The sequence below is a fragment of the Flavobacterium ginsengisoli genome (genome assembly GCF_029625315.1).
GTDB classification, from domain to species: domain Bacteria; phylum Bacteroidota; class Bacteroidia; order Flavobacteriales; family Flavobacteriaceae; genus Flavobacterium; species Flavobacterium ginsengisoli.
In genome coordinates this window covers 5,256,532-5,278,175 of record NZ_CP121110.1, presented here as the reverse complement: position 1 = coordinate 5,278,175, position 21,644 = coordinate 5,256,532, and the positions used below count along the sequence as shown (strand labels likewise).

Annotated in this window: 11 protein-coding genes, 1 other RNA gene and 9 pseudogenes; 7 read left to right on the top strand and 14 right to left on the bottom strand. The window is 33.1% G+C overall.

The window, feature by feature from the left end:
* Nucleotides 1–3 precede the first annotated feature (3 nt).
* Nucleotides 4–1,474 (top strand): annotated as a pseudogene (locus P5P87_RS25145) (MFS transporter).
* Nucleotides 1,475–1,595: 121 nt separating this feature from the next.
* Here the strand turns inward: P5P87_RS25145 and P5P87_RS25140 are convergent.
* From P5P87_RS25140 to ffs, 4 genes and pseudogenes are all read right to left on the bottom strand, one after another.
* Nucleotides 1,596–2,093, bottom strand: coding sequence for a hypothetical protein (locus tag P5P87_RS25140; protein WP_278020995.1), 498 nt, complete (start codon nucleotides 2,091–2,093; stop codon nucleotides 1,596–1,598).
* Nucleotides 2,094–2,184: 91 nt separating this feature from the next.
* On the bottom strand, nucleotides 2,185–2,841 hold the full coding sequence (gene fsa, locus P5P87_RS25135) for a fructose-6-phosphate aldolase (protein ID WP_278020994.1): 657 nt from the start codon (nucleotides 2,839–2,841) through the stop codon (nucleotides 2,185–2,187).
* Nucleotides 2,842–3,008: 167 nt separating this feature from the next.
* A pseudogene (locus P5P87_RS25130) lies at nucleotides 3,009–3,813 on the bottom strand (SDR family oxidoreductase).
* Between the two features lie 177 nt (nucleotides 3,814–3,990).
* An RNA gene (ffs, locus tag P5P87_RS25125) (signal recognition particle sRNA small type) lies at nucleotides 3,991–4,088 on the bottom strand.
* A gap of 89 nt (nucleotides 4,089–4,177) precedes the next feature.
* Between ffs and P5P87_RS25120 the strand changes: the two genes are divergently transcribed.
* Entirely contained in the window at nucleotides 4,178–5,227 is a 1,050-nt protein-coding gene (locus tag P5P87_RS25120) for a glutaminyl-peptide cyclotransferase (protein WP_198856300.1), read from the top strand.
* Nucleotides 5,228–5,321: 94 nt separating this feature from the next.
* A pseudogene (gene hutI, locus P5P87_RS25115) lies at nucleotides 5,322–6,558 on the top strand (imidazolonepropionase).
* Between the two features lie 81 nt (nucleotides 6,559–6,639).
* On the opposite strand, the pseudogene P5P87_RS25110 reads toward hutI, so the two are convergent.
* Nucleotides 6,640–7,519, bottom strand: a pseudogene (locus tag P5P87_RS25110) (hypothetical protein).
* A gap of 98 nt (nucleotides 7,520–7,617) precedes the next feature.
* Between P5P87_RS25110 and P5P87_RS25105 the strand changes: the two are divergent.
* Both P5P87_RS25105 and P5P87_RS25100 read left to right on the top strand, forming a co-directional pair.
* Nucleotides 7,618–8,655, top strand: coding sequence for a formimidoylglutamase (locus P5P87_RS25105; RefSeq protein ID WP_198856303.1), 1,038 nt, complete (start codon nucleotides 7,618–7,620; stop codon nucleotides 8,653–8,655).
* Between the two features lie 136 nt (nucleotides 8,656–8,791).
* A pseudogene (locus P5P87_RS25100) lies at nucleotides 8,792–10,040 on the top strand (DEAD/DEAH box helicase).
* Here the strand turns inward: P5P87_RS25100 and P5P87_RS25095 are convergent.
* From P5P87_RS25095 to aroC, 4 genes are all read right to left on the bottom strand, one after another.
* Nucleotides 10,037–11,074: a response regulator gene (locus tag P5P87_RS25095; protein WP_278020993.1), complete on the bottom strand. Its 1,038-nt coding sequence runs from the start codon at nucleotides 11,072–11,074 to the stop codon at nucleotides 10,037–10,039. The pseudogene P5P87_RS25100 and the gene P5P87_RS25095 sit on opposite strands and share 4 nt — an antisense overlap.
* Complete coding sequence (locus P5P87_RS25090; protein WP_278020992.1) at nucleotides 11,058–12,221, bottom strand: histidine kinase dimerization/phospho-acceptor domain-containing protein; 1,164 nt, start codon at nucleotides 12,219–12,221, stop codon at nucleotides 11,058–11,060. The genes P5P87_RS25095 and P5P87_RS25090 overlap by 17 nt, the downstream gene beginning before the upstream one ends.
* A gap of 124 nt (nucleotides 12,222–12,345) precedes the next feature.
* Nucleotides 12,346–13,608, bottom strand: a complete 1,263-nt coding sequence (locus P5P87_RS25085; protein WP_278020991.1) for a dicarboxylate/amino acid:cation symporter — start codon at nucleotides 13,606–13,608, stop codon at nucleotides 12,346–12,348.
* Nucleotides 13,609–13,660: 52 nt separating this feature from the next.
* Nucleotides 13,661–14,719 (bottom strand): chorismate synthase, encoded by a 1,059-nt coding sequence (aroC, locus tag P5P87_RS25080; RefSeq protein WP_111285244.1) that lies wholly within the window; start codon nucleotides 14,717–14,719, stop codon nucleotides 13,661–13,663.
* A 188-nt stretch (nucleotides 14,720–14,907) separates the two neighbouring features.
* Between aroC and P5P87_RS25075 the strand changes: the two genes are divergently transcribed.
* Together P5P87_RS25075 and P5P87_RS25070 are read left to right on the top strand one after the other, a co-directional pair.
* Complete coding sequence (locus tag P5P87_RS25075; RefSeq protein WP_278020990.1) at nucleotides 14,908–15,729, top strand: UDP-2,3-diacylglucosamine diphosphatase; 822 nt, start codon at nucleotides 14,908–14,910, stop codon at nucleotides 15,727–15,729.
* 139 nt (nucleotides 15,730–15,868) lie between these two features.
* Nucleotides 15,869–16,366 carry a hypothetical protein gene (locus tag P5P87_RS25070; RefSeq protein ID WP_198856308.1) on the top strand — a complete coding sequence of 166 codons (498 nt, stop codon included), beginning with the start codon at nucleotides 15,869–15,871 and terminating at the stop codon, nucleotides 16,364–16,366.
* A gap of 180 nt (nucleotides 16,367–16,546) precedes the next feature.
* Here P5P87_RS25070 and P5P87_RS25065 read toward each other — a convergent pair whose 3' ends face one another.
* From P5P87_RS25065 to P5P87_RS25045, 5 genes and pseudogenes are all read right to left on the bottom strand, one after another.
* Nucleotides 16,547–16,972, bottom strand: coding sequence for a protease complex subunit PrcB family protein (locus tag P5P87_RS25065; protein ID WP_278020989.1), 426 nt, complete (start codon nucleotides 16,970–16,972; stop codon nucleotides 16,547–16,549).
* A gap of 14 nt (nucleotides 16,973–16,986) precedes the next feature.
* A pseudogene (gene bshA / locus P5P87_RS25060) lies at nucleotides 16,987–18,131 on the bottom strand (N-acetyl-alpha-D-glucosaminyl L-malate synthase BshA).
* Nucleotides 18,132–18,804: 673 nt separating this feature from the next.
* Nucleotides 18,805–19,288, bottom strand: a pseudogene (locus P5P87_RS25055) (ABC transporter ATPase).
* Nucleotides 19,289–19,375: 87 nt separating this feature from the next.
* Nucleotides 19,376–20,168, bottom strand: a pseudogene (locus P5P87_RS25050) ((Fe-S)-binding protein).
* A gap of 136 nt (nucleotides 20,169–20,304) precedes the next feature.
* A pseudogene (locus P5P87_RS25045) lies at nucleotides 20,305–21,643 on the bottom strand ((Fe-S)-binding protein).
* Between the last annotated feature and the right edge of the window lies 1 nt (nucleotide 21,644).

The window sequence follows — 21,644 nt, the reverse complement described above, 5'->3', positions numbered from 1 at the left end:
ATTATGAGTTCAGAAAATGTTCAAACCAAATGGGGGCAATTTATCTCTTTGATAATCGTCTTCTTCTTTTGGGGTTTTGTTGGTTCTGCTAACGACATCCTGATTCCAGTATTCAAAAAAGTATTTACGCTATCGCAAGTACAATCTCAATTAGTAGCTTGGGCTTTCTATGTCGCTTATTTTGTTGGATCAATTATATTCTTTATCGTTTCTTTAAAAGTAGATATTTTACAAAAATATGGCTACAAAAGAACATTATCTGCAGGATTAATTTTATCAGCTGTAGGTTCATTCTTATTCATTCCAGCTGCAACAATCGAGAGCTTCCCTTTCTTTTTAACAGCTTTATTTACAGTTGGTTTAGGCTTTTCTATTCAACAAATTGTTGCCAATCCTTTGGCGATTAAAATGGGAAGTCCGGAAACTGGAGCACACCGTTTAACTCTTGCAGGTGGAATCAACTCTTTTGGAACAACAATTGGAGCAATCTTATTAGGTATCGCTTTATTCGGAATGGGAGATAACAAAAAAACGGCTCTTTCACTAGAAGATATTAAATTGCCTTTCATCATCTTAGGTCTTGCATTTATTGCTGTTGCAGTATTTATGAATTTCTCAAAAATCGAAGATCCTGTAAAAGAAGAAGAAGCTATAATAAAAGACAAACACAGTAAATTCAACATTCTTGACTATCCGCAATTATACTTGGGTATGTTAGGAATTTTTATTTATGTAGGAACTGAAGTAACAATCATCAGTAATTTACCTGCGTTATTACACACTCACGAATTCGGAAACATCTTAGAAGACGCTGTTGCACCGTTTATTGCGCTTTACTGGGGTAGTTTAATGATCGGTCGTTGGAATGGTGGAGCAAACGTGTTCAATACTTCAAACTTGGTAAATACTGCACTTAAATTTATTGTTCCTGCTTGCTGCATTTGGAGTAATTATTGGCGCAAACATCTTTGTCGCTCACGACGTTTCTTCATTTTACATCTACCCATTTTGGATTTTGCTGTTTATCGCTGTAAGTTTTGTTGGTGGTAAAAACGCAGGAAAAACATTAATGCTTTTCGGAATTTCAGGATTAACTATGATGGTATTAGGTTTAGTTTGGCCAAACCCAGAAATTGCTAAATTCTTCTTTATCTCTGGCGGATTATTCTTATCAATTATGTGGCCTTCAATCTTCGATTTAGCTATTGCAGGATTAGGAAAAAATACAGGAAAAGCATCTTCTTTCTTAATCATGATGATTCTTGGTGGTGGAGTAATTCCATTAGTGCAAGGAAGTATCTGTGATTTAGACGCAACAAATCCAGGTGGAATTTTCGGCATCACTTACACTCACTTCTCTTACATTGTACCTCTTATCGGTTTTGCATATTTAGGATTCTATGGTTTCTACTGTCCTAAAATCTTAAAAAGACAAGGTATCAGTCACATAGAAAGTGCTGGCGGCGGACACTAAAAATTAAAAAACTCCAATATATAAAAATCCAAATTCCAATTTTAAAACTGGAATTTGGATTTTTTTTTTATTCAAAGAAGAAATAACTTAAAGCCTTAGCATCTCAGAATCTTAGCAACTTTTATTTAGCATTAATAATATTACTCAAGTTTTTCTTAAAAACAGCCTTATTTTGCGCTGTTAAAGAATAAACGACATCTTTATCCGCGTGAACTATTACTTTGTCTATATCGGCATTTAAAAGCGCTTGAGGATCTTTTATTTTTAAAGTGCAAGCTCCATCAAAAAAGCCATCATCTTCTATCGTTTTTCTAGCCTCTATTTTGGTGCCATCACTTAAAACTGCAGAAATCGTCATCTCACTATTTAATGTTTTCGAGTAAAATCCATCCATTACAAGCAAAAGACGATAGCTGTTTTTTAGTTCTGGCCCTTTAAATTCATGCCTCGTAATATTATAACGAAGCCCTTTAGCTAGAGTTTGAAATTTTACAGAACAATCCAGCTCATAAGTAGCAACATCTCCCGCTTCATTTACTGAAGTAATAACTTTAGCGGCCTGTGCGTTTACAGAAAAGCTCGCAACAAAAAACGACAACATAAATAAGACAACTTTCATATTTAACTATTTAAGATTCAATATAAAAGTAAAAAAAATCGTCCTTTCTCATTAGAAAAAAGACGATTTTAATTTTGTAAATATTTAAGGATTATTTATTTCCTTTTTCAAAGTCAGCTACAAACTGAGCTAAACCAATATCTGTCAATGGGTGTTTCAATAAACCGTAAATTGCAGAAAGTGGTCCAGTCATCACATCAGCACCAATTTTAGCACAGTTTACAATGTGCATTGTGTGACGTACAGAAGTCGCTAAAATTTGAGTTTCGTAACCGTAGTTATCGTAAACTTCTCTAATTTCTTGAATCAAATTCAATCCATCAGTAGAAATATCATCTAAACGCCCAACGAATGGAGAAACAAAAGTTGCTCCAGCTTTTGCGACCAAAAGTGCTTGTCCTACAGAGAAAACAAGAGTAACGTTAGTTTTAATTCCTTTATCAGAAAAATATTTTGTCGCCATAACACCTTCCTTAGTCATAGGAAGTTTTACAACAATCTGCTCATGTAATTCAGCTAACTCCTCACCTTCTTTAACCATACCTTCAAAGTCAAGAGCGTTAACTTCTGCACTTACATCACCATCAACAAGATTGCAAATGTCAACATAATGCTTAAGGATGTTGTTTTTTCCAGTAATTCCTTCTTTTGCCATTAATGACGGATTAGTTGTTACACCATCCAAAACACCTAAAGCTTGTGCTTCTTTAATTTGAGCTAAATTAGCTGTGTCTATAAAAAATTTCATAATTTGTTTAATTAAAAATGGTTTGTTCGTATTTATAAATTTCTTTTAAAATAAATTCTTTTAAAGAAATCTAGTCGCAAAATTACAAAATCAATACCAATAAAGATTTTAAAATTAAAACCATTTTAAAATTATATGTTAAAAATAAGTGTATATTTTACATTTTTCTATAGCTTATAATGATTCATAAGCATTTTCTCATACATTTTATCTGGAAGCGCACGTTTTAAAACAATCGAAAACTTCTGCATAAAAGCGCCTACTTTGTAATGAACGTTAGGTTTTTTAGTTTGAATGATTTTATAAACCGCTTCTGCCATTTCATTTGGATTGCTTCCTGCATCAACATGATCATTCATTGTCGCCAAAACATCTCCATATACTTTTTCGTAAGCCGAATCTTTAATTACCGGCGCATGATAACGCCCTGCTTGCAATATTGGTTGCAAAATCTCCTGGTGCAACATTTGTAATTTCGATACCAAAAGCTTTCACTTCCATTCTTAAAGCCTCTGTAATTAACTCCAAAGCTCCTTTCGACGCAGAATACACACTTCTGTACGGAAGTCCCATATAACCGGCAATCGACGTAATATTAATAATAAGCCCCGAGTTTTGTTTGCGCATTTGTGGCAACGCCGCTTTCATAACTTCAATTGGCCCAAAAAAGTTAGTTTCAAAATTATTTCTAATTTCTTCTGTCGGAATTTCTTCTAAAGGCCCTGTAATTCCAACTCCAGCATTATTAATTACAATATCTAACCTCCCAGAAGTTGCAATAATTTTAGCTACCGCAGTTTTAATAGAGTCCGAATTTCTAACATCTAAAGCAACCAAAGGAAAAACTGAATTTAAAACTTTCTCAGGGTTTCTGCTTGTTCCGTACACAACAAAACCTTTCTGATGTAAAAATTCACCAATAGATTTTCCAATTCCTGATGATCCTCCGGTAATTAAAACGACTTTGCTCATTTTTTTTAGTTATAAGTTATAAATTATGAGTTATGAGTTTTGGAAAATGGTTTTATTTGAACAGTATATTTAATGCTCAAAATTTAACTTTTAACCAATGACATCTAACTTCAGATAGGGTCAAAAATAAAAAAATCCTCCTGAAAGGAAGATTGCAAACTAATTAAATTCTAAAAAAAATGGCAAGCGACCTACATCGCACCGCTCAACCACGTACCCTTGCTATGTTCCCATCCTGGGGGAGTCTGCAGGAGCTGGTCGTGTAGGACTTGCCGGTGCAAATATACAACCTTTTTATATTTTTGCAAGACCTTTGCGAGCAATAAAAATATCGTCGTATATTGCCTTATTCAAATTTTAAACTATGAAAAAATATAACTTCCTAGCTGTCATTTTATTAGGAATCACATTAATTGGATGTGGAGAAAAAAATAAAGGTGAAAATTCTTTATTTACTATCGATGATTCTGCTTTTCCTGCTCATCTTACCCAAAAAGAGGCGCTTAATATTGGAATTTTAAACCCAAAATCGAAAGAAATTGACAGCATTGCCTACTTCGTAAACGACAAAAGAGTTGGAGGTACAAAAGGTACTGAAAATTTTAGATTTGAATTAATAGATCAAAAATTAGGTTATCAATACCTAAAAGCTAAGGTTTATTTTGGTGGAGATTCTTCTGATGCCACTAAAAGAATTGAAGTAGTTTCAGACATTGAGCCTAAATTATTAAAATATAAAATTGTAAATACTTTTCCTCATGACACTACAGCTTTCACAGAAGGTTTAGAGTTTCATGATGGAAGGCTTTTTGAAAGTACAGGACAAAAAGGTGATTCTTACTTTAGAGAGGTAGATTACAAAACAGGAAAAGTGATCAAACAAGTTGATCTTCCGAAAGAATATTTTGGAGAAGGAATTACTTTCTTTGGTGGCAAAATATATCAGTTGACTTGGCAGGAAAAAACAGGTTACATCTACGATGCCAAGACTTTTAAATTAGAAAAAACATTTAAATACGATAAAGATATAGAAGGTTGGGGAATGACGCACGATGACAAATACATCTATCATTCTGACGGAACCGAGAAAATCTGGAAAATGGATCCTGCAACTCAAAAATTAATTGATTATATCAATGTATATTCTGGAAGTTCAAAAATTAAAGCGATTAACGAACTTGAATTAATTGACGGTAAATTTTACGCAAATGTTTGGCAGAAAGATGCAATTGCAGTTGTAAATCCAGAATCTGGAGCAGTTGAAAAAATTCTTAATCTTTCAGATTTACGTAAATCATTAAAAGCTAAAAATGCCGAAGTTTTAAATGGTATTGCATATAATCCTGCAACTAAAACTATTTTCGTTACTGGTAAATATTGGGATAAAATGTTCGAAATAACAGTTTCTGAATAATCTTTAGAGAAAAACAATTTTACGAATTTCACAAGTTTTCACATATTAATCCGTGAAAATTTGTGAAATTTGTGTTTTATAACAATTCTTACTAATGATCACTTTAATCAAAAATATACAAGAGTTACTACAAGTTCGCGAAACTTCAATCGCTAAAGTTTCAGGTTCTGAAATGGCAAAACTTCCAACTATTAAAAATGCTTTTTTAATACTAAAAGACAATTTGATCGAAGATTTTGGCTCAATGGATAATCTTCCAAAAATAAATGCCGACCAAATAATTGATGCAACAGGAAAAGTTGTTCTTCCGTCTTGGTGCGACAGCCACACTCATATTGTTTATGCAGGAAACCGCGAACAGGAATTTGTAGATCGTATCAACGGGCTTTCTTATGAAGAAATCGCCAATCGCGGCGGCGGAATTCTTAATTCGGCTAAGAAACTAAATGATTCTTCTGAAGAAGAAATTTACGAACAATCTAAAATCCGTTTAGAAGAAGTAATGCATTTAGGAACTGGTGCCGTAGAAATAAAATCTGGCTACGGATTGACAGTTGATGGAGAATTAAAAATGCTTCGTGTAATTCAAAAACTAGCAGAAAATTATCCTATTGCAATTAAAGCGACATTTCTGGGCGCACATGCTTTTCCTTTACATTACAAAGATGATAAAGCGGGTTATCTGGACGAAATTATTAACGAAATGCTTGCCAGAAATTTCCAAAAACAAACTTGCAGATTATGTTGATGTTTTCTGCGAAAGCGGTTATTTTTCTGTTGAAGAAACCGAAAAAATAATGGAAGCAGGTTTAGCTTTTGGTTTAAAATCAAAAATCCATGTCAATCAATTTAATTCAATTGGCGGAATCCAAGCTGGAGTTAAATTTAACGCTATTTCTGTCGATCATCTTGAAGTGATGAATCCAGAAGATATCCAAGCATTAAAAGATACAGAAACAATGCCTGTAGCCTTACCTTCTTGCTCTTATTTTTTAAGTATTCCGTACACGCCAGCGCGCGAAATGATAAAAGCCGGTTTACCAATAGCATTAGCAACAGATTTTAATCCTGGCTCTACTCCATCCGGAAATATGAATTTTGTAGTTGCAACGGCGTGTATTAAAATGAAATTGACACCAGAAGAAGCTATTAATGCGGCTACAATAAACGGCGCTTACGCAATGGGGCTTTCAGAAACTCACGGAAGCATTACAAAAGGCAAGAAAGCCAATTTGATCGTAACAAAACCTATTTCTTCTTATTATCAGATTCCTTATGCATTTGGAAGCAATCTTATCGAATCTGTTTTTGTTGAGGGTCAAATTATATAACTCAAGTTTTATTCCATAAAAAAAGGTCTGTGAAAATCACAGACCTTTAATATCTAAGTGGTATTTTTCCCTTCGGCAGAATTATCTTAAACTGAAACTAGTTTTAGAAACTAACTCATCATTATCAAAAACATTGATAAAATAAGTTCCTTTAGCAAAATCTTTTCCTGGTAAATCTTCACTAACTTGAACAGTTTTATTTTCATATTTTACTGTAGTTTTGAAGCTATAAGTTAATGTATTGTCTCCAAAGTTTTCTGTTTTCTTTTCGCCTAAAACATTGTTTTTAGCATCGATAACTTGAACATAATACGTTTTATCTCCAGATTTTGCAATTTGATTTTCAGCAATTGTAAAACTAACTTTCAACATATCAGCACGGCTTGCTTTATCTGTTTCGATTTGTTTCCCAGAGCTTTTCAATTTGTAAGCTGAAGTTTTAGTATTTAATACAGATAATTTAGAACCTTTCTCTACCGTTTTAGCTAATTCTTCGTTTTGACCAACTAATACTTCGTTATATTTTTTAGATTCTCCTAAAACTACAATAGTACTATCTCTTTGAGTAGTTAAAACACCATTTTGTTTTTTCAACTCATCATTTTCAGCAACTAAAGTTTTCATTTTGCTTTGCATTGCTTGAACTTGAGATCTGTATTTAGAAACATCTCCTTTAGATTTGTTCAAATCATCCATTAAAGCAACCACTTTGTCTCTCTCTTGAATTAATTCGTCAGACATAGAAGTGTTTTCAGCAATAGCAAGCATCATAAGTCGCTTTTAACTCCTGTAAATCTTTCATTACAGATTCTTTTTCAGTCAAGGTTGTTGTAAGTTCAGTTTTAACCACCTCTGTATCAGAAGATAATTTAAAAATATACACTAAGCTACCGATCAGTAGGACTGCTAAAACCGCGATTACCGCCTTTAGACTTGAATTGTTGTTCTTTGGGTTTTCCATATTTAAATAATTTTCTTTAATAACAAATTTAAGAATTAATATAAGGTAATAACGTAAGTTTCTACAATTATATTATTTTTGGAAAATAAATTTTTTTCATGGAAAAATTAATCCCATTCACTATAAATGATTTAGCAAAAATCACAAATCACAGAAGTGGTGAAATAAAGTTCGGAGAAAAAATGATTGTCATTCCGCCAGGAATTGATAAGATTAATTTTATTAAAGAAAGTGAAGCTAAATATGTGCTTTTAGGAATTCCTGAAGATATTGGTGTTCGTGCCAATTACGGAAGACCTGGAGCTGCTTCTGCATGGCAATGCGCTATAAAAAGCATTGCAAACATTCAGCACAATCGTTTTGCTAAAGGAAGCAATATTATTATTCTAGGACATATCAATGTTGCTGACGAAATGCGTGAAGTTGAAAACTTAGATTTTAACGACATTGACGACCGTTCCAAATTAAGCCAGCTAGTTGAAAAAATAGACAAAGAAGTTTCTCATATTATTTTTACCATAATTAAAGCTGGAAAAACACCAATTATTATTGGCGGAGGCCATAATAATGCTTACGGAAATATTAAAGGCGCTGCACTTGCAAAAGGAAAACCTGTAAATGCCATTAATTTTGATGCGCATTCTGATTTTAGAATTTTAGAAGGCCGTCACAGCGGAAATGGATTTTCATACGCTTACGAAGAAGGTTTTTTAAAGAAATATTTCATTTTTGGTCTGCACGAGAATTACACGTCAAAAAGTGTTTTAGATATTATTAAAAAATTGGAAGACCGCGTTCGTTACAATACTTACGACAGTGTCAACATTAGAAAAGAAAAAGACTTTAATCGTGAAATGATTACAGCTTTGGATTTTATTAAAAATGATGCTTTCGGAATTGAAATTGACTTAGATGCAATTCCTAATATCGCCAGTAGTGCCATGACAATCAGCGGATTTTCTGTTGAAGAATTAAGGCAATTTGTTTCTTTCTTTGCAGAACATAAAAATGCCACATATCTGCATATTTGCGAGGGTGCGCCAGATTTAGACAATTCTCCAAACAATAATTTAATTGGCAAATTAATTGGTTATTTGGTAACCGATTTTATCAAAGCTAACATAGAACCTGCTTGATTTTAAATATTCTATTTGATTATGCTATAAGGCCTCTTTGCCAAATAAAAGCAAATTCAAACAAACGATTGAACGAATAAACATATCTTTGCACAGCATTTTAGTAATTAAAACTAAAATACTAAATACCAAAGATATGTTATTCGAAGATCTATCACTTTCAAAAAGTATACAAAAAGCCGTATTTGAAGAAGGCTATTTAAATCCGACTCCAATTCAGGAAAAATCAATTCCTATTGTTTTAGAAGGTCGTGATTTAATTGGCTGTGCGCAGACAGGAACAGGAAAAACGGCGACTTTTGCTATTCCAATTATACATCAACTACATCGAATTGTCGGTTCATCAAAAAAAGCAAAAGTAATTCGCGCCCTTGTAGTTACACCTACTCGTGAACTTGCTGTACAAATTGGACAAAGTTTTGACACTTACGCAAAATATACCAACTTAACGCAACTGACTATTTTTGGAGGAGTTTCTCAGAATCCTCAAGTTGATGCTTTAAAAAACGGAGTTGATATATTAATTGCTACTCCAGGACGTTTGCTTGACCTTCATAAACAAGGTTTTCTTGATTTAAATCATTTGCACACTTTAGTGTTAGACGAAGCCGATCAGATGTTAGATATGGGTTTTGTTAACGATGTCAAAAAAATCGTAAAACTAACTCCAAAAAACAGACAAACTTTACTTTTCTCTGCAACTATGCCAATTGCAATTCGCGAATTGGCAGAAATGTTTCTTCAAGATCCAGCACAAGTAGAAGTTTCTCCCGTTTCATCTACTGCAGAAAATGTAGAGCAGCGTGTTTATTTTGTAGATAAAACCGAAAAAAGAAACTTGCTTTATACTTTAATTAAAGAAGAGAATTTATCTAACGTGCTTGTGTTTTCACGTACAAAACACGGTGCAGATAATGTTGTTAAAGCACTTCGCAAAAAAGATATTCCCGCAGAAGCGATTCATGGAGACAAATCTCAAAATGCAAGACAAAGAGTTCTAGACGCTTTTAAAAATAAAGAAGTTGGAGTTCTAGTTGCAACTGATATTGCTCGCAAGAGGAATTGATATCGAACAGCTTCCTTATGTAATCAATTTTGATTTACCTAATATTCCTGAAACTTATGTTCACCGTATTGGCCGTACTGGTCGCGCTGGAAACGGCGGAATTGCGATTTCTTTTTGTGGAAAAGACGAACTTCCGTACTGGAAAGACATTCAGAAATTAATTAAGGTTGATGTAAAAACAATTGCAGATCATCCGTATCAATGGCATTCTGGAAGTCCGGAAGCTGGAGAAAAGCCTAAAAGCTCAAACAGAAGCGGTGGCGCTCATAAATCGAGAAAATCAAATAATGCTAAGAAAAATAAAAAACGCTGGTACTAAACAGCGTTTTTTTCGTTTATCAAGAAATTGATTATTTTAAATAATTTAACTGGCTCAAAAGGTTTAATTATAATATCGTTCATTCCAGACGAAATTGCTTCATCTGTAATTTCATCTTTATCAAAAGCCGTTAAAGCTACAATTGGAGTTTCTATTCCTTGAAGACGTATTCTTTTCGTAGTTTCAAATCCGTTCATTAAAGGCATATTGATATCCATTAAAATCAAATCAAAAGTTTCGTCTTCTAAAATTTTAAGCGCAACAAAACCATCATCAACAACTTTACAAGCATAATTGTTTTTTTCAATAATCTTTTTGGTAACAAGCTGATTGATCAAATTGTCTTCAACGACTAAAATTTTATAAACTTCGCTCGAAGTTAAATCCACTTCAATCTCATCAATAATACTTTTTGTTTTAGCCAAATCGTGCTCAAAAGCAATTGTAAACGAAAATGAAGTTCCTTTTCCTAAATCACTATCCAAAGTAATACTGCTTCCAAAAAGACCTAAAAGCCTTTTAACAATACTAAGTCCTAAACCTGTACCTTGATAATCTTCATCTTTTCGGCCAACTTGAACAAACTTTTCAAAAATCTTGTTCTGATCTACAACTGCAATTCCAATTCCGTTGTCTTTTATCAAGAAATCCAAATAATGGAGCTTCCCTTCTACCTTATTTAGTTTTATGATAATTTCAACTTGCCCGTCTTTAGTAAATTTCAACGCATTGCTAACCAAGTTCATTAAAATCTGAGCCAGACGCAATTTATCTCCAATTAAATATTCTGGAATATGTGGATCAATATCAATAGAAATGCTATTATTATTTTTCTGCGAAAGAAAAGAAAGCGAATTCTTAATTACCGTTATTTCATCAGAAATATTAAAAGTCAGGTTTTCCAGAACGATTTTGTTTTCTTCAATTTTATTGATCTGCAAAATATCATTTACGAGCGACAGCAAATATCTAGCAGAAAACTTTAGAGAACTTAAATGCTGGCTTCTCGAAATTTCTTTATGCTCTTCTAGCAAGCATATTTGTAATTCCAACTACTCCATAAAGCGGCGTTCTTAATTCGTGGCTTATCGTCGATATAAATTGAGTTTTGAGCAAAGAGGCTTCTTCTGCAATTTCTTTAGCTTTAAGAAGCTCTAAATTGTGTTTTTTCTTATATCTGATATTCTTTACCAGAGTGACAATTAAAATTAGAAGAATTAGCGAAATCAAAATAAAAAGAATTACAATGATTTTTGATTTTCTTAAACTCTGAGATTGCTCTACTTTTTCTCCTTCAACTTTATCAATCTGTCTTTTATATTCATCTAATTCAAGACTTAAACCTGCTTGAGATGCTCTTTTAAGCTTTTTAACATCATACAAGTTATCCGAAAGATTATAATGATTAACCAGAGCACCGTAAGCTTCTTTGTGTTTATTGATTTTATTCAAAAAATGAGAATATTCTAAATAAGCATGCGCCAGATCTGATTTTTCTTGACATTTTTTTCCTGCCTCAATAGCACTTAAAAAATAGGCATTGGCAGCTTTATCATCCTTTATATGACTAGAATAAATACCGTTCAGCATATCAACAATAACTTCTGTCGATCCGTCGTTGTATTTTAATTTAGTGCTGTTAACATATTTTAAAAAAAGATGTCCTTGATTGAAATTTCCAATATCAAAATAAGCCCAAGCAATATTGATATTAGTAAAATAAACTTCCTTTAAATCATTAATTTTCAAAGCAAAAGCGACCGCTTTCTTATAATTTCGAATCCCTTCATCAAATTGCTTCTTTTCAAAACAATACATATTCCCTAAATTATTATAGAGAAGGCATTTTATAGAATCATTATTGGTTTTGTTAGCGTAGTAGAGGCCTTTCTTATAGAAAAAAATAGCTTTATCAAACTCTGTTAATTCGTTATAATTGGCCGCAATAATATTATAGGAACGAGCAATAAGACAATAATCTTTTATTGCTGTTGCCGCGTTTAAGGCTGCTCTGGAATAAATGAGTGATTTTTCGAAATTAGCTTCCCTAAAATTTAAAAGTGCTTCTTTTACAGTCTTATCAATTTTAGGATCGAGATTACAATGAGATTGCGCAATTGCCGAATTGGCAAAGCAATTCAGAACCAAGAATAATAGTAAAAAAATCCGTTTTTGGGGCATTAATCGGCTAATTTGATCAAATATACACTTTAAAATAAAAAAAGTCGCATTTCATAAAAAAATACAGCTTTTCAAATATTATTTCGATAACTAAGATAAAAAAATTAAAATCTCAGCGTTTTTATTATTCTTTATTGTCTTCCCATTGTCCTACAACAGAAGTTGCCAATGCATTTCCTAATACATTTGTTGCGCTTCTAAACATATCGCAGAAGTGATCAATTGGAAGAATTAATGCAATTCCTTCAATCGGAATATCAAACATACCACATGTTGCGACAACTACAACCAAACTTGCACGTGGCACACCTGCAATACCTTTACTAGTAAGCATTAAAACTAAAAGCATCGCCATTTGTGTTCCTAAATCTAAATGTACATTATAGAACTGAGCAATAAAGATACTTGCAAAAGTCATGTACATCATACTTCCGTCAAGGTTAAACGAATATCCAAGCGGCAACATAAAAGAAACAATTTTATCTTTTACCCCAAAAGCTTCTAACTCTTCTGTTAATTTAGGAAATACAGCTTCACTACTTGTTGTACCAAAAGCGATTGCCAAAGGTCCTGTAATACGTCTTAACAATTCTGTCATTCTACCTTTAAGGAAAATATATCCTATTAAGATTAAAATTACCCAAAGTGTACTGATACCAATTAAAAATGAACCAAAAAACTTAAAGTAAGTAATAACCAATTCCTCAGCATCACGAATCGCAAACACACCTGCAATGGCGCCAAAAACTCCAATTGGAGCAAACTTCATTACATAGTTTACCATTTTCAAAACGATATGAGACAGTTTATCAAAAGCACCAATGATTGGTTTTACAGTTTCTCCTAAAGAAGTCGCTGCCAATCCGAAGAAAATAGAAAAGACTACAATCTGCAGGATTTCATTAGTTGCCATTGCTTCAACAATACTTTTTGGCACAATATGCTCAACAAAATTGTCAAAAGATAGATTTTGTGTTTTACCAGTAACTTCAGAAGCTGCTGCCATATCAACGTGTTCTAGTTTTAAACCAACACCTGGCTGCAAAACATTTACGTAAAACAATCCGATTAAAAGAGAAATAAATGAAGCTGTAAAAAACCACCCAATAGCTTTCCCTCCAATTCTTCCAACGGTTTTAATATCTCCTAATTTTGCAATTCCTACTACCAAAGTGGTAAAAACTAATGGAGAAATAATCATTTGCACCAAACGAATAAAAATCGTTGCTAGCATTTTGATTTTGCCACTAAATAACTGTGCCGCTTCTGGCGAAATAGTGTTGTGCAATATAATGCCTAAAACGGCTCCTAGAACCATCGCAATTATAATTTGCCCTGTTAATCCCGAAAGAAATGATTGTTTTTTAGTTTCTGTAACTTCTTGCATTAAATTATTTTTTAATTATTAAAATATAAGACCCTCACTGTCTTACCTTTTATTAATATGTTTTGTTGATTAAATAAAAATCTGCCAAAACAATTGCCGCCATCGCTTCTACGATTGGCACTGCGCGAGGCACTACACACGGATCATGACGTCCTTTTCCTGTCATTGGTGTAATGTTACCTTTATTATCTAAAGAATCTTGAGTCTGCATAATAGTTGCTACTGGCTTGAATGCTACTCTGAAATAAATATCCATTCCGTTGCTAATACCACCTTGGATTCCGCCTGATAGATTTGTTTTTGTAGTTCCGTCAGGGTTGTATAAATCGTTATGTTCACTTCCTTTCATTTCAGAACCAGAAAAACCGCTTCCGTATTCAAAACCTTTTACTGCATTAATAGAAAGCATTGCTTTTCCTAATTCTGCATGAAGCTTATCAAACACAGGTTCTCCTAAACCAACAGGAACATTTTGAATTACACAAGTTACAACACCTCCGACAGTGTCTCCTTGTTTACGGATATCACGAATATATTCTTCCATAATCGCCGCAGATTTTTCATCTGGACAACGAACAGGGTTGCTTTCAATTTTAGAAAAATCCAATTCCTGATAAGGTGTATCTAAATGAATTGGCCCAACAGAAGAAACATAAGCATTGATTTTAATTTCAGGCAACATTTGTTTTGCAATTGCACCTGCTACTACTCTACTTGCTGTTTCTCTTGCAGAACTTCTTCCGCCACCACGATAATCACGTAAACCATATTTCTGATCATAAACATAATCAGCATGGCTTGGTCTATAATTATCTTTTATATGAGAGTAATCGTCTGATTTTTGATTGGTATTTGGAATAATGAAACCAATTGGAGTTCCAGTTGTTTTTCCTTCAAATATTCCTGATAAGAATTGAACGCTGTCTGGTTCTTTTCTTTGTGTAACAATTGCTGACTGACCTGGTTTTCTTCTAGCCATATCTACTTCAATTGCTTCAAAATCTAATTGTATTCCTGGAGGGCATCCATCAATAATTCCGCCTAAAGCTTCACCATGAGATTCCCCAAATGTAGTTACTTTATATAGTGTGCCGAAGCTGTTTCCTGCCATTGTGTTTTGTTTTGAGCAAATGTAAGTTTTATGAATTAAATTAAAAAATTTAAAACTGGTATTATTAACGAAACATTAAATGGGATAAAAATCACAATTTGGTAAAATTACCCACTTTTTGATAACCTTTTAATAAAATCAATCTTCACAAATTTTTATTCATTTGTAAAACTTCAAATCAAGAAAAATTGAAAAAAAGAAATGTCGAATTGGTCATCCTTTCTGATGTCCATTTAGGAACTTACGGAAGTCACGCCAAAGAATTAAACAACTATCTTTCAAGCATTAAACCCAAAACTTTAGTCTTAAATGGCGATATAATTGATGCTTGGCAGTTTCGTAAATCGTATTTTCCAAAAGCGCATTTACGAGTTATTCAGCGCATAATCGGAATGGCTTCTAAAGGAACAAAAGTTTACTATATTACTGGAAATCACGATGAGATACTTAGAAAATTCAGTGATATGAATATGGGAAATTTTGCTCTTGTTGATAAATTAGTTTTAGAATTAGATGATAAAAAAGCTTGGATTTTCCACGGAGATGTCTTTGACGCTTCTGTTCAGCATTCAAAATGGATTGCAAAGTTGGGCGGATTAGGTTATGATTATTTAATTTTAATGAATCGATTTGCTAACTGGTGTCTGGCAAAACTAGGACGCGAGCCGTATTCTTTTTCGAAAAAAATAAAAGCAAGTGTTAAAAAAGCAGTAAAATTTATTTCTGATTTTGAAACCACTGCAACAGATCTAGCCATTGAAAAAAACTACGATTATGTAATTTGCGGACATATTCATGAACCAAAAATCGTAACCAAAGAAAACAAACATGGTTCTACTTTATACCTGAATTCTGGCGACTGGGTAGAAAATTTAACTGCGTTGGAATACCATAAAAAACGCTGGAAACTGTTTTCTTATAAAGCTAGTAATTTTGCTGAAGAAGAAAATCTTTTAGAAATGGAAGATCTTCTCACTTCTCAGCTAATTTCTTCGATAATACTAAAATAGAGCTCTCAGAAACAGTTTTTTAAGAATTTTAACGCTTCAAATTTCTAAAAATGTAAATTATATAACAATTTTCAAAAATATTATACGTTCTCTATCTGACTGTAATAATACATTTGAAAAAAATTAATTAACCATTTTTATGAAAAAGATACTTTTATCTGCCATTATGCTTCTTGGTTTAGCATTTACGGCTCAATCACAAGAAATTTCGAAAAACGCATTAGGATTACGTCTTGGGGACAATAACGGATTTGGAGGAGAAATATCGTACCAATTAGGATTAAACCAAAAGAACAGACTTGAGTTCGATTTAGGTTGGAGAAACAGTAGAGATGTCGACGCTGTAAAAGGTGTGGCACTTTACCAATGGGTTTGGAACATTGACGGAGGCTTTAACTGGTACGCTGGTGTCGGTGGAGGTTTAGCTTCTTGGAATTACGATTACTACAATAACAACTACAAATATAAAGATAGCGGAACTTATGTTTTTGCTGCTGGAGATATCGGTATTGAATATAGATTTAAAGAAGTGCCAATTACTTTGTCTTTAGACGCGAGACCTGAAATTGGTTCTGGATATTATGATGATGATAATTTTGGATTTGACGTTGGTTTAGGCGTTAAATTCAGATTCTAATTAAAATAAAAAATAATTGTAAGAAGAAACCTGTCGTTTAAAAGCGACAGGTTTTTTTTATGGTTTTAAAGAAATTTAAAAAAAAGCTTCGACTCCACTCAGCCTGACAAACTTTGAAATCGCTTTCTAAAAACAATCAATGTCAGGCTGAGCGGAGTCGAAGCCAAGTTTAATTTAATTTTATTTAATAATAATTTCTTTCTTAGAATGAATTTTCACCACTGTATAAGGATATGAAATAACCTGCATCGTCATTGCATCTTTTGCCGGACTATTTTCTTTTACCGTAATAATGATATTCTTATCTGTTTCTTCTACTTTCTCAACATCAATAGAATAACCGCTTGTATTTTTTTCACCCATATTCAAAATTACATAGTTGTAATCTTGAACATCTGGATCTTTCATCTTATGAGCCAAATTTGGATCATTTTCAAGCATTTTAATTTCATTGGGCTCGGTCAAAATTTCGAAGAATTTAATATTTCCACCGCCGTCCGATTGTTTTGTCAAAACTTCATACAATGCTGCATTTGAACTTTCCACTTTTTTTACTCCACACGAAATCAAAACAAAAATCGCTAAAACAGAAATTACTTTTTTCATTTTATCCTTTTAAATTAGTGCTTTTCATACTTGTAATCATCAATTGCTTTCTGATATAAAGCCTCATATTTAGGCAGAATATTTTTGATGTCAAATTTTCTTGCTACTTCAAGAGCATTTGCTTTAAACTGACTCAAGACCGCATCGTCTTTTAAAATTTTTAACGCGTTTTCGGCCATTTCTTCAACATTTCCAACATTGCTTAAATACCCCGAAAAACCATCAAAATTAACCTCAGGCAAACCTCCAGAATTACTAGAAATCACAGGAACACCGCATGCCATTGCTTCCAATGCTGCCAAACCAAAACTTTCAGTTTCTGAAGGCAGTAAAAACAAATCAGTCATGCATAAGATTTTATCAATTTCGTGGCTATTTCCAAAGAAAATCACTTTATCTAAAATTCCCAATTCTTGACATAGAATTTCAGCTTTTTCTTTTTCAGGTCCATCACCAACCATCATTAATTTAGCCGAATTTCTTTCTGAATATTATAGAAAATCTTAATAATATCTGGAATGCGTTTAACCTTTCTAAAATTACTAATATGAGTAATAATGCGTTCATTCTCATTTGCCATTACATAACGATGACAAGGTGCACTTGGGTCTTTTTTAACTTTATCTAATTCGATAAAATTCGGAATCACTTTGATTTTATTCTTGATTTTAAATAATTTCAGAGTATCATCTTTCAAACTCTGAGAAACCGAAGTCACATAATCTGATTTATTGATGCTAAATGTTACCGCTGGTTTATAAAATGGATGATTTCCAACAAGTGTAATATCTGTTCCGTGAAGTGTTGTAATCATCGGAAGATTAATTCCTTCGTTTTTCAGCATTTGTTTTGCCATGTACCCCGCATAAGCATGAGGAATAGCATAATGCACATGCAAAAGCTCTATTTTGTACAACTTAACCATATCGACCAATTTGCTCGATAACGCTAATTCATAAGGTTGATAATGAAACAATGGATATTCCGGAACATTTACTTCGTGGTAATGAACATTCGGATTTAAAAGTGCCAATCTAACTGGCTGACTGTATGTGATAAAATGTATTTCGTGTCCTCTTCTGGCTAACTCGAGACCTAACTCGGTGGCTACTACACCACTACCTCCAAAAGTAGGATAACAAACTATTGCTATTTTCATGGATAAAATTTAATTCTACGAAAATACTCAAAAATAGCGTTTAATTAACCGTTTAAATTGTTAGATTTTTGACAAAATTAGATTAACTCTGGTTGATAAATATTTTTTAGAAGCAGAACAATATCGGTCAAAACAACATTAGTCCCGCTGTCCGCTAAATTCCCGATCAACAAAAACTACGGCTGAAAAAGCCTTGTTTTTCTAAATCGGGAGATACCGCTCCCATCGGGGCTAGATTAGACGTTTTTGTTTTCATAAGAGCCTTTCTTGCCTACTTGCCAAAGTTTAAAACCAAGATTGTAAGAAACATTAGTATTACACAAAATAACCACAATCATTGTCATTTCGACGAAGGAGAAATCTCAACAAGTAGCTCCGCAACGAAAAAGCAATCTTTGTCGAGCTTCTAACGGAGATTTCTCCTTCGTCGAAATGACAAAAATGCGCAAACCGACTTTATAATTCATCCCTTACAAAAGTTCTTTAAGCAACGAAACCCGACAGGTTTTAAAAACCTGTCGGGTTTAATTCACAAACAGCATTACCCAACTTTGACAAAGTTCCTTACACAACTAAACCTAACAGGTTTTAAACTTGAAACCTAAAACTTCAAACCATAAAAAAAAGGCACAAAATCTAAATTTCATGCCTTTTAAATATATTTTAAACACTCTTAAAAAAACCTGCTGTGCCAGCTATCAGCTGCAGGAACTTCCCAAGACTCATTGAATTCTTCAATATTGTTTACCAAGTTATTGAAAACAATTGTATTCTCAGAAACTGATTTATCTTTTACCATTTTCTTGAAATCAATTAATGGTTTATGCGCAATATGTTCGCCTAGTTTAAAAGTAACATTCATTTTATCCAATAAATCAACATTGTACTTTTTCTCTAAACTTTGAATAAATTCAACAGAACTATCAATAGAACAACCTGTAGCAGCTTGAACATCTTGATTTACTGCCAATATTATAAATCTATTGTATTTTAACAAAAATGAAGCTTCTAGACTTGTGCCGTGCGCAGCCCATTTGTTCTACAAAAGCTTTTAAATCTGTTTCGATTTCAGAAAACTCTTCCTCAGAAAATTTTCTGTTCGACTGGTAAATCCAAACTCTAGATTCACCTGGTAAATTTTCAAAAGGTATATACATTTTTAATTTTAGATTTTAGATTGTTGATTTTAGATTTTTAAGATTTAGTCTTAGAACCTTAGCATCTTAGTAACTTAGAACCTCAGACTACAAATCCTGTGCATTCGCAATTAATTCAGCGATATCCAGCACTTTTACCTGTCCTTCTTTTTCTTGATGCTTAATTCCGTCTGTCAACATTGTATTACAGAACGGGCAACCAGCAAGCAATAATATCTGGTTTTACTTCTAATGCATCTTCTGTACGAAGAACGTTTACTTCTTTATTTCCAGGTTCAGCATCTTTAAACATCTGTGCTCCTCCTGCTCCACAGCATAAGCCATTTGCTTTAGAACGTTTCATTTCGACCAATTCAACGTCTAATTTCTGAATTAAATCTCTTGGCGCTTCGTAAACTTTATTTGCTCTACCTAAATAACAAGGATCATGAAAAGTGATTTTTTTACCTTTAAATTGTCCGCCTTCAACAGTTAATCTTCCATCATCAATTAATGATTTCAAAAATTCTGTATGATGAATCACTTCGTAGTTTCCTCCTAATTCAGGATATTCATTTTTTAAAGTATTAAAACAGTGTGGACAAGCTGTAACGATCTTTTTAGCTTCATAAGCATTCAAAACCTCGATATTCATCATAGCTTGCATCTGAAACAAAAACTCATTTCCAGCTCTCTTTGCAGGATCTCCAGTACAACTCTCTTCTGTACCTAAAACTGCAAAAGAAACATTAGTACGGTTTAAAATACGCACAAACGCTTTAGTAATTTTTTTTGCTCTATCATCAAAACTTCCTGCGCAACCTACCCAAAACAAAACCTCTGGTTGTTTTCCTTCGGCAAGCATTTCTGCCATTGTTGGTACTACTAAATTTTCTGACATTTCTCTCACTTTTATTTAATCGGTTAATCGTGAAATTGTTTAATTGCTAAAAGCAGTATGACAATTCTATAAAAACCGAAATATTATTTTAAAATCGATCAAACGGTTAAACAACTAACCGATTAAACAATAAATCTTAATTCTCGTTTTTCCAATTTAAACGGTCTTGCTGGCTATATTGCCATGGTGCACCGTTATTTTCAATGTTAGTCATCATTGCGTTTAATGACATTGGAGCAGCACTTTGTTCCATAACCAAGTAACGACGCATATCCATAATAATAGATAACGGACTAATATTTACAGGGCATTCTTCAACGCAAGCATTACAAGAGGTACAAGCCCATAATTCTTCTGGAGTAATATAATCGTTTAAAAGTGATTTATTATCTGGAACAAATACACCTTTATTGGCATCGATATTTTTACCAACTTCTGTTAAACGATCTCTTGTATCCATCATAATTTTACGTGGAGACAATTTTTTACCCGTTTGATTTGCTGGACAAGACGAAGTACAACGTCCGCATTCTGTACATGTATAAGCATTTAATAACTGAACCCAGTTTAAATCCTGAACATCGCTTGCACCAAATTTACTCGGAGCCGCGTTTTCATCAACCGGAGCTGCCGCAAACGGATCAGCATTTGGATCCATCATTAATTTCACCTCTTTTGTCACAGAAGCCAAATTATCAAATTGCCCTTCTGGTTTTAAGTTTGCAAAATACGTATTCGGGAAAGCCAAAAGAATATGCAAGTGTTTTGAAAAGTATAAATAGTTCATAAAAACTAAAATACCAACAATATGCAACCACCAAAAAACTTCAAACAATAATCCAACAGCTTCATTAGATGTACCATTAAAAATTGGAGCAATAAACTGGCTTATTGGGTAACTTCCTGCTTTATGAAAATGAGAATATCCACCTGGAACATTCTGCAAATGCAAATCTGAAGCATTCATCAATAAAAACAGAATCATTAAAACTGTCTCAAAATACAGAATGTAATTGGCATCACTTTTTGGAAATCCGTTCAAGTCTGAATTAATAAAACGCTTTAAGCGAATTACATTTCTTCTAATCCAAAACGTTACTACAGCAATAATTACAAGTATTGCCAAAATTTCAAACGAAGCAATTAAAACGTCATAAACCACGCCTAAATAGGGTGCGAAAATTCTATGAGTTCCAAAAAGTCCATCAATAATGATTTCAAGTAATTCAATATTGATAATTATAAAACCTACATATACAAAGATATGCAGTATTCCAGCAACAGGGCGTCTCACCATTTTTGATTGCCCAAGAGCAATCAAGGCCATGTTTTTCCAACGAGCTTTAGGATTATCTTTTCGATCTACATCGACTCCTAAATTAATATTTCGGATGATTTTTTTTACGCTCAGCTGCAAAAAAACCGAAACCTACTATAAGAAGTACTGCGAATAAAATATTATCTAAATAACTCATT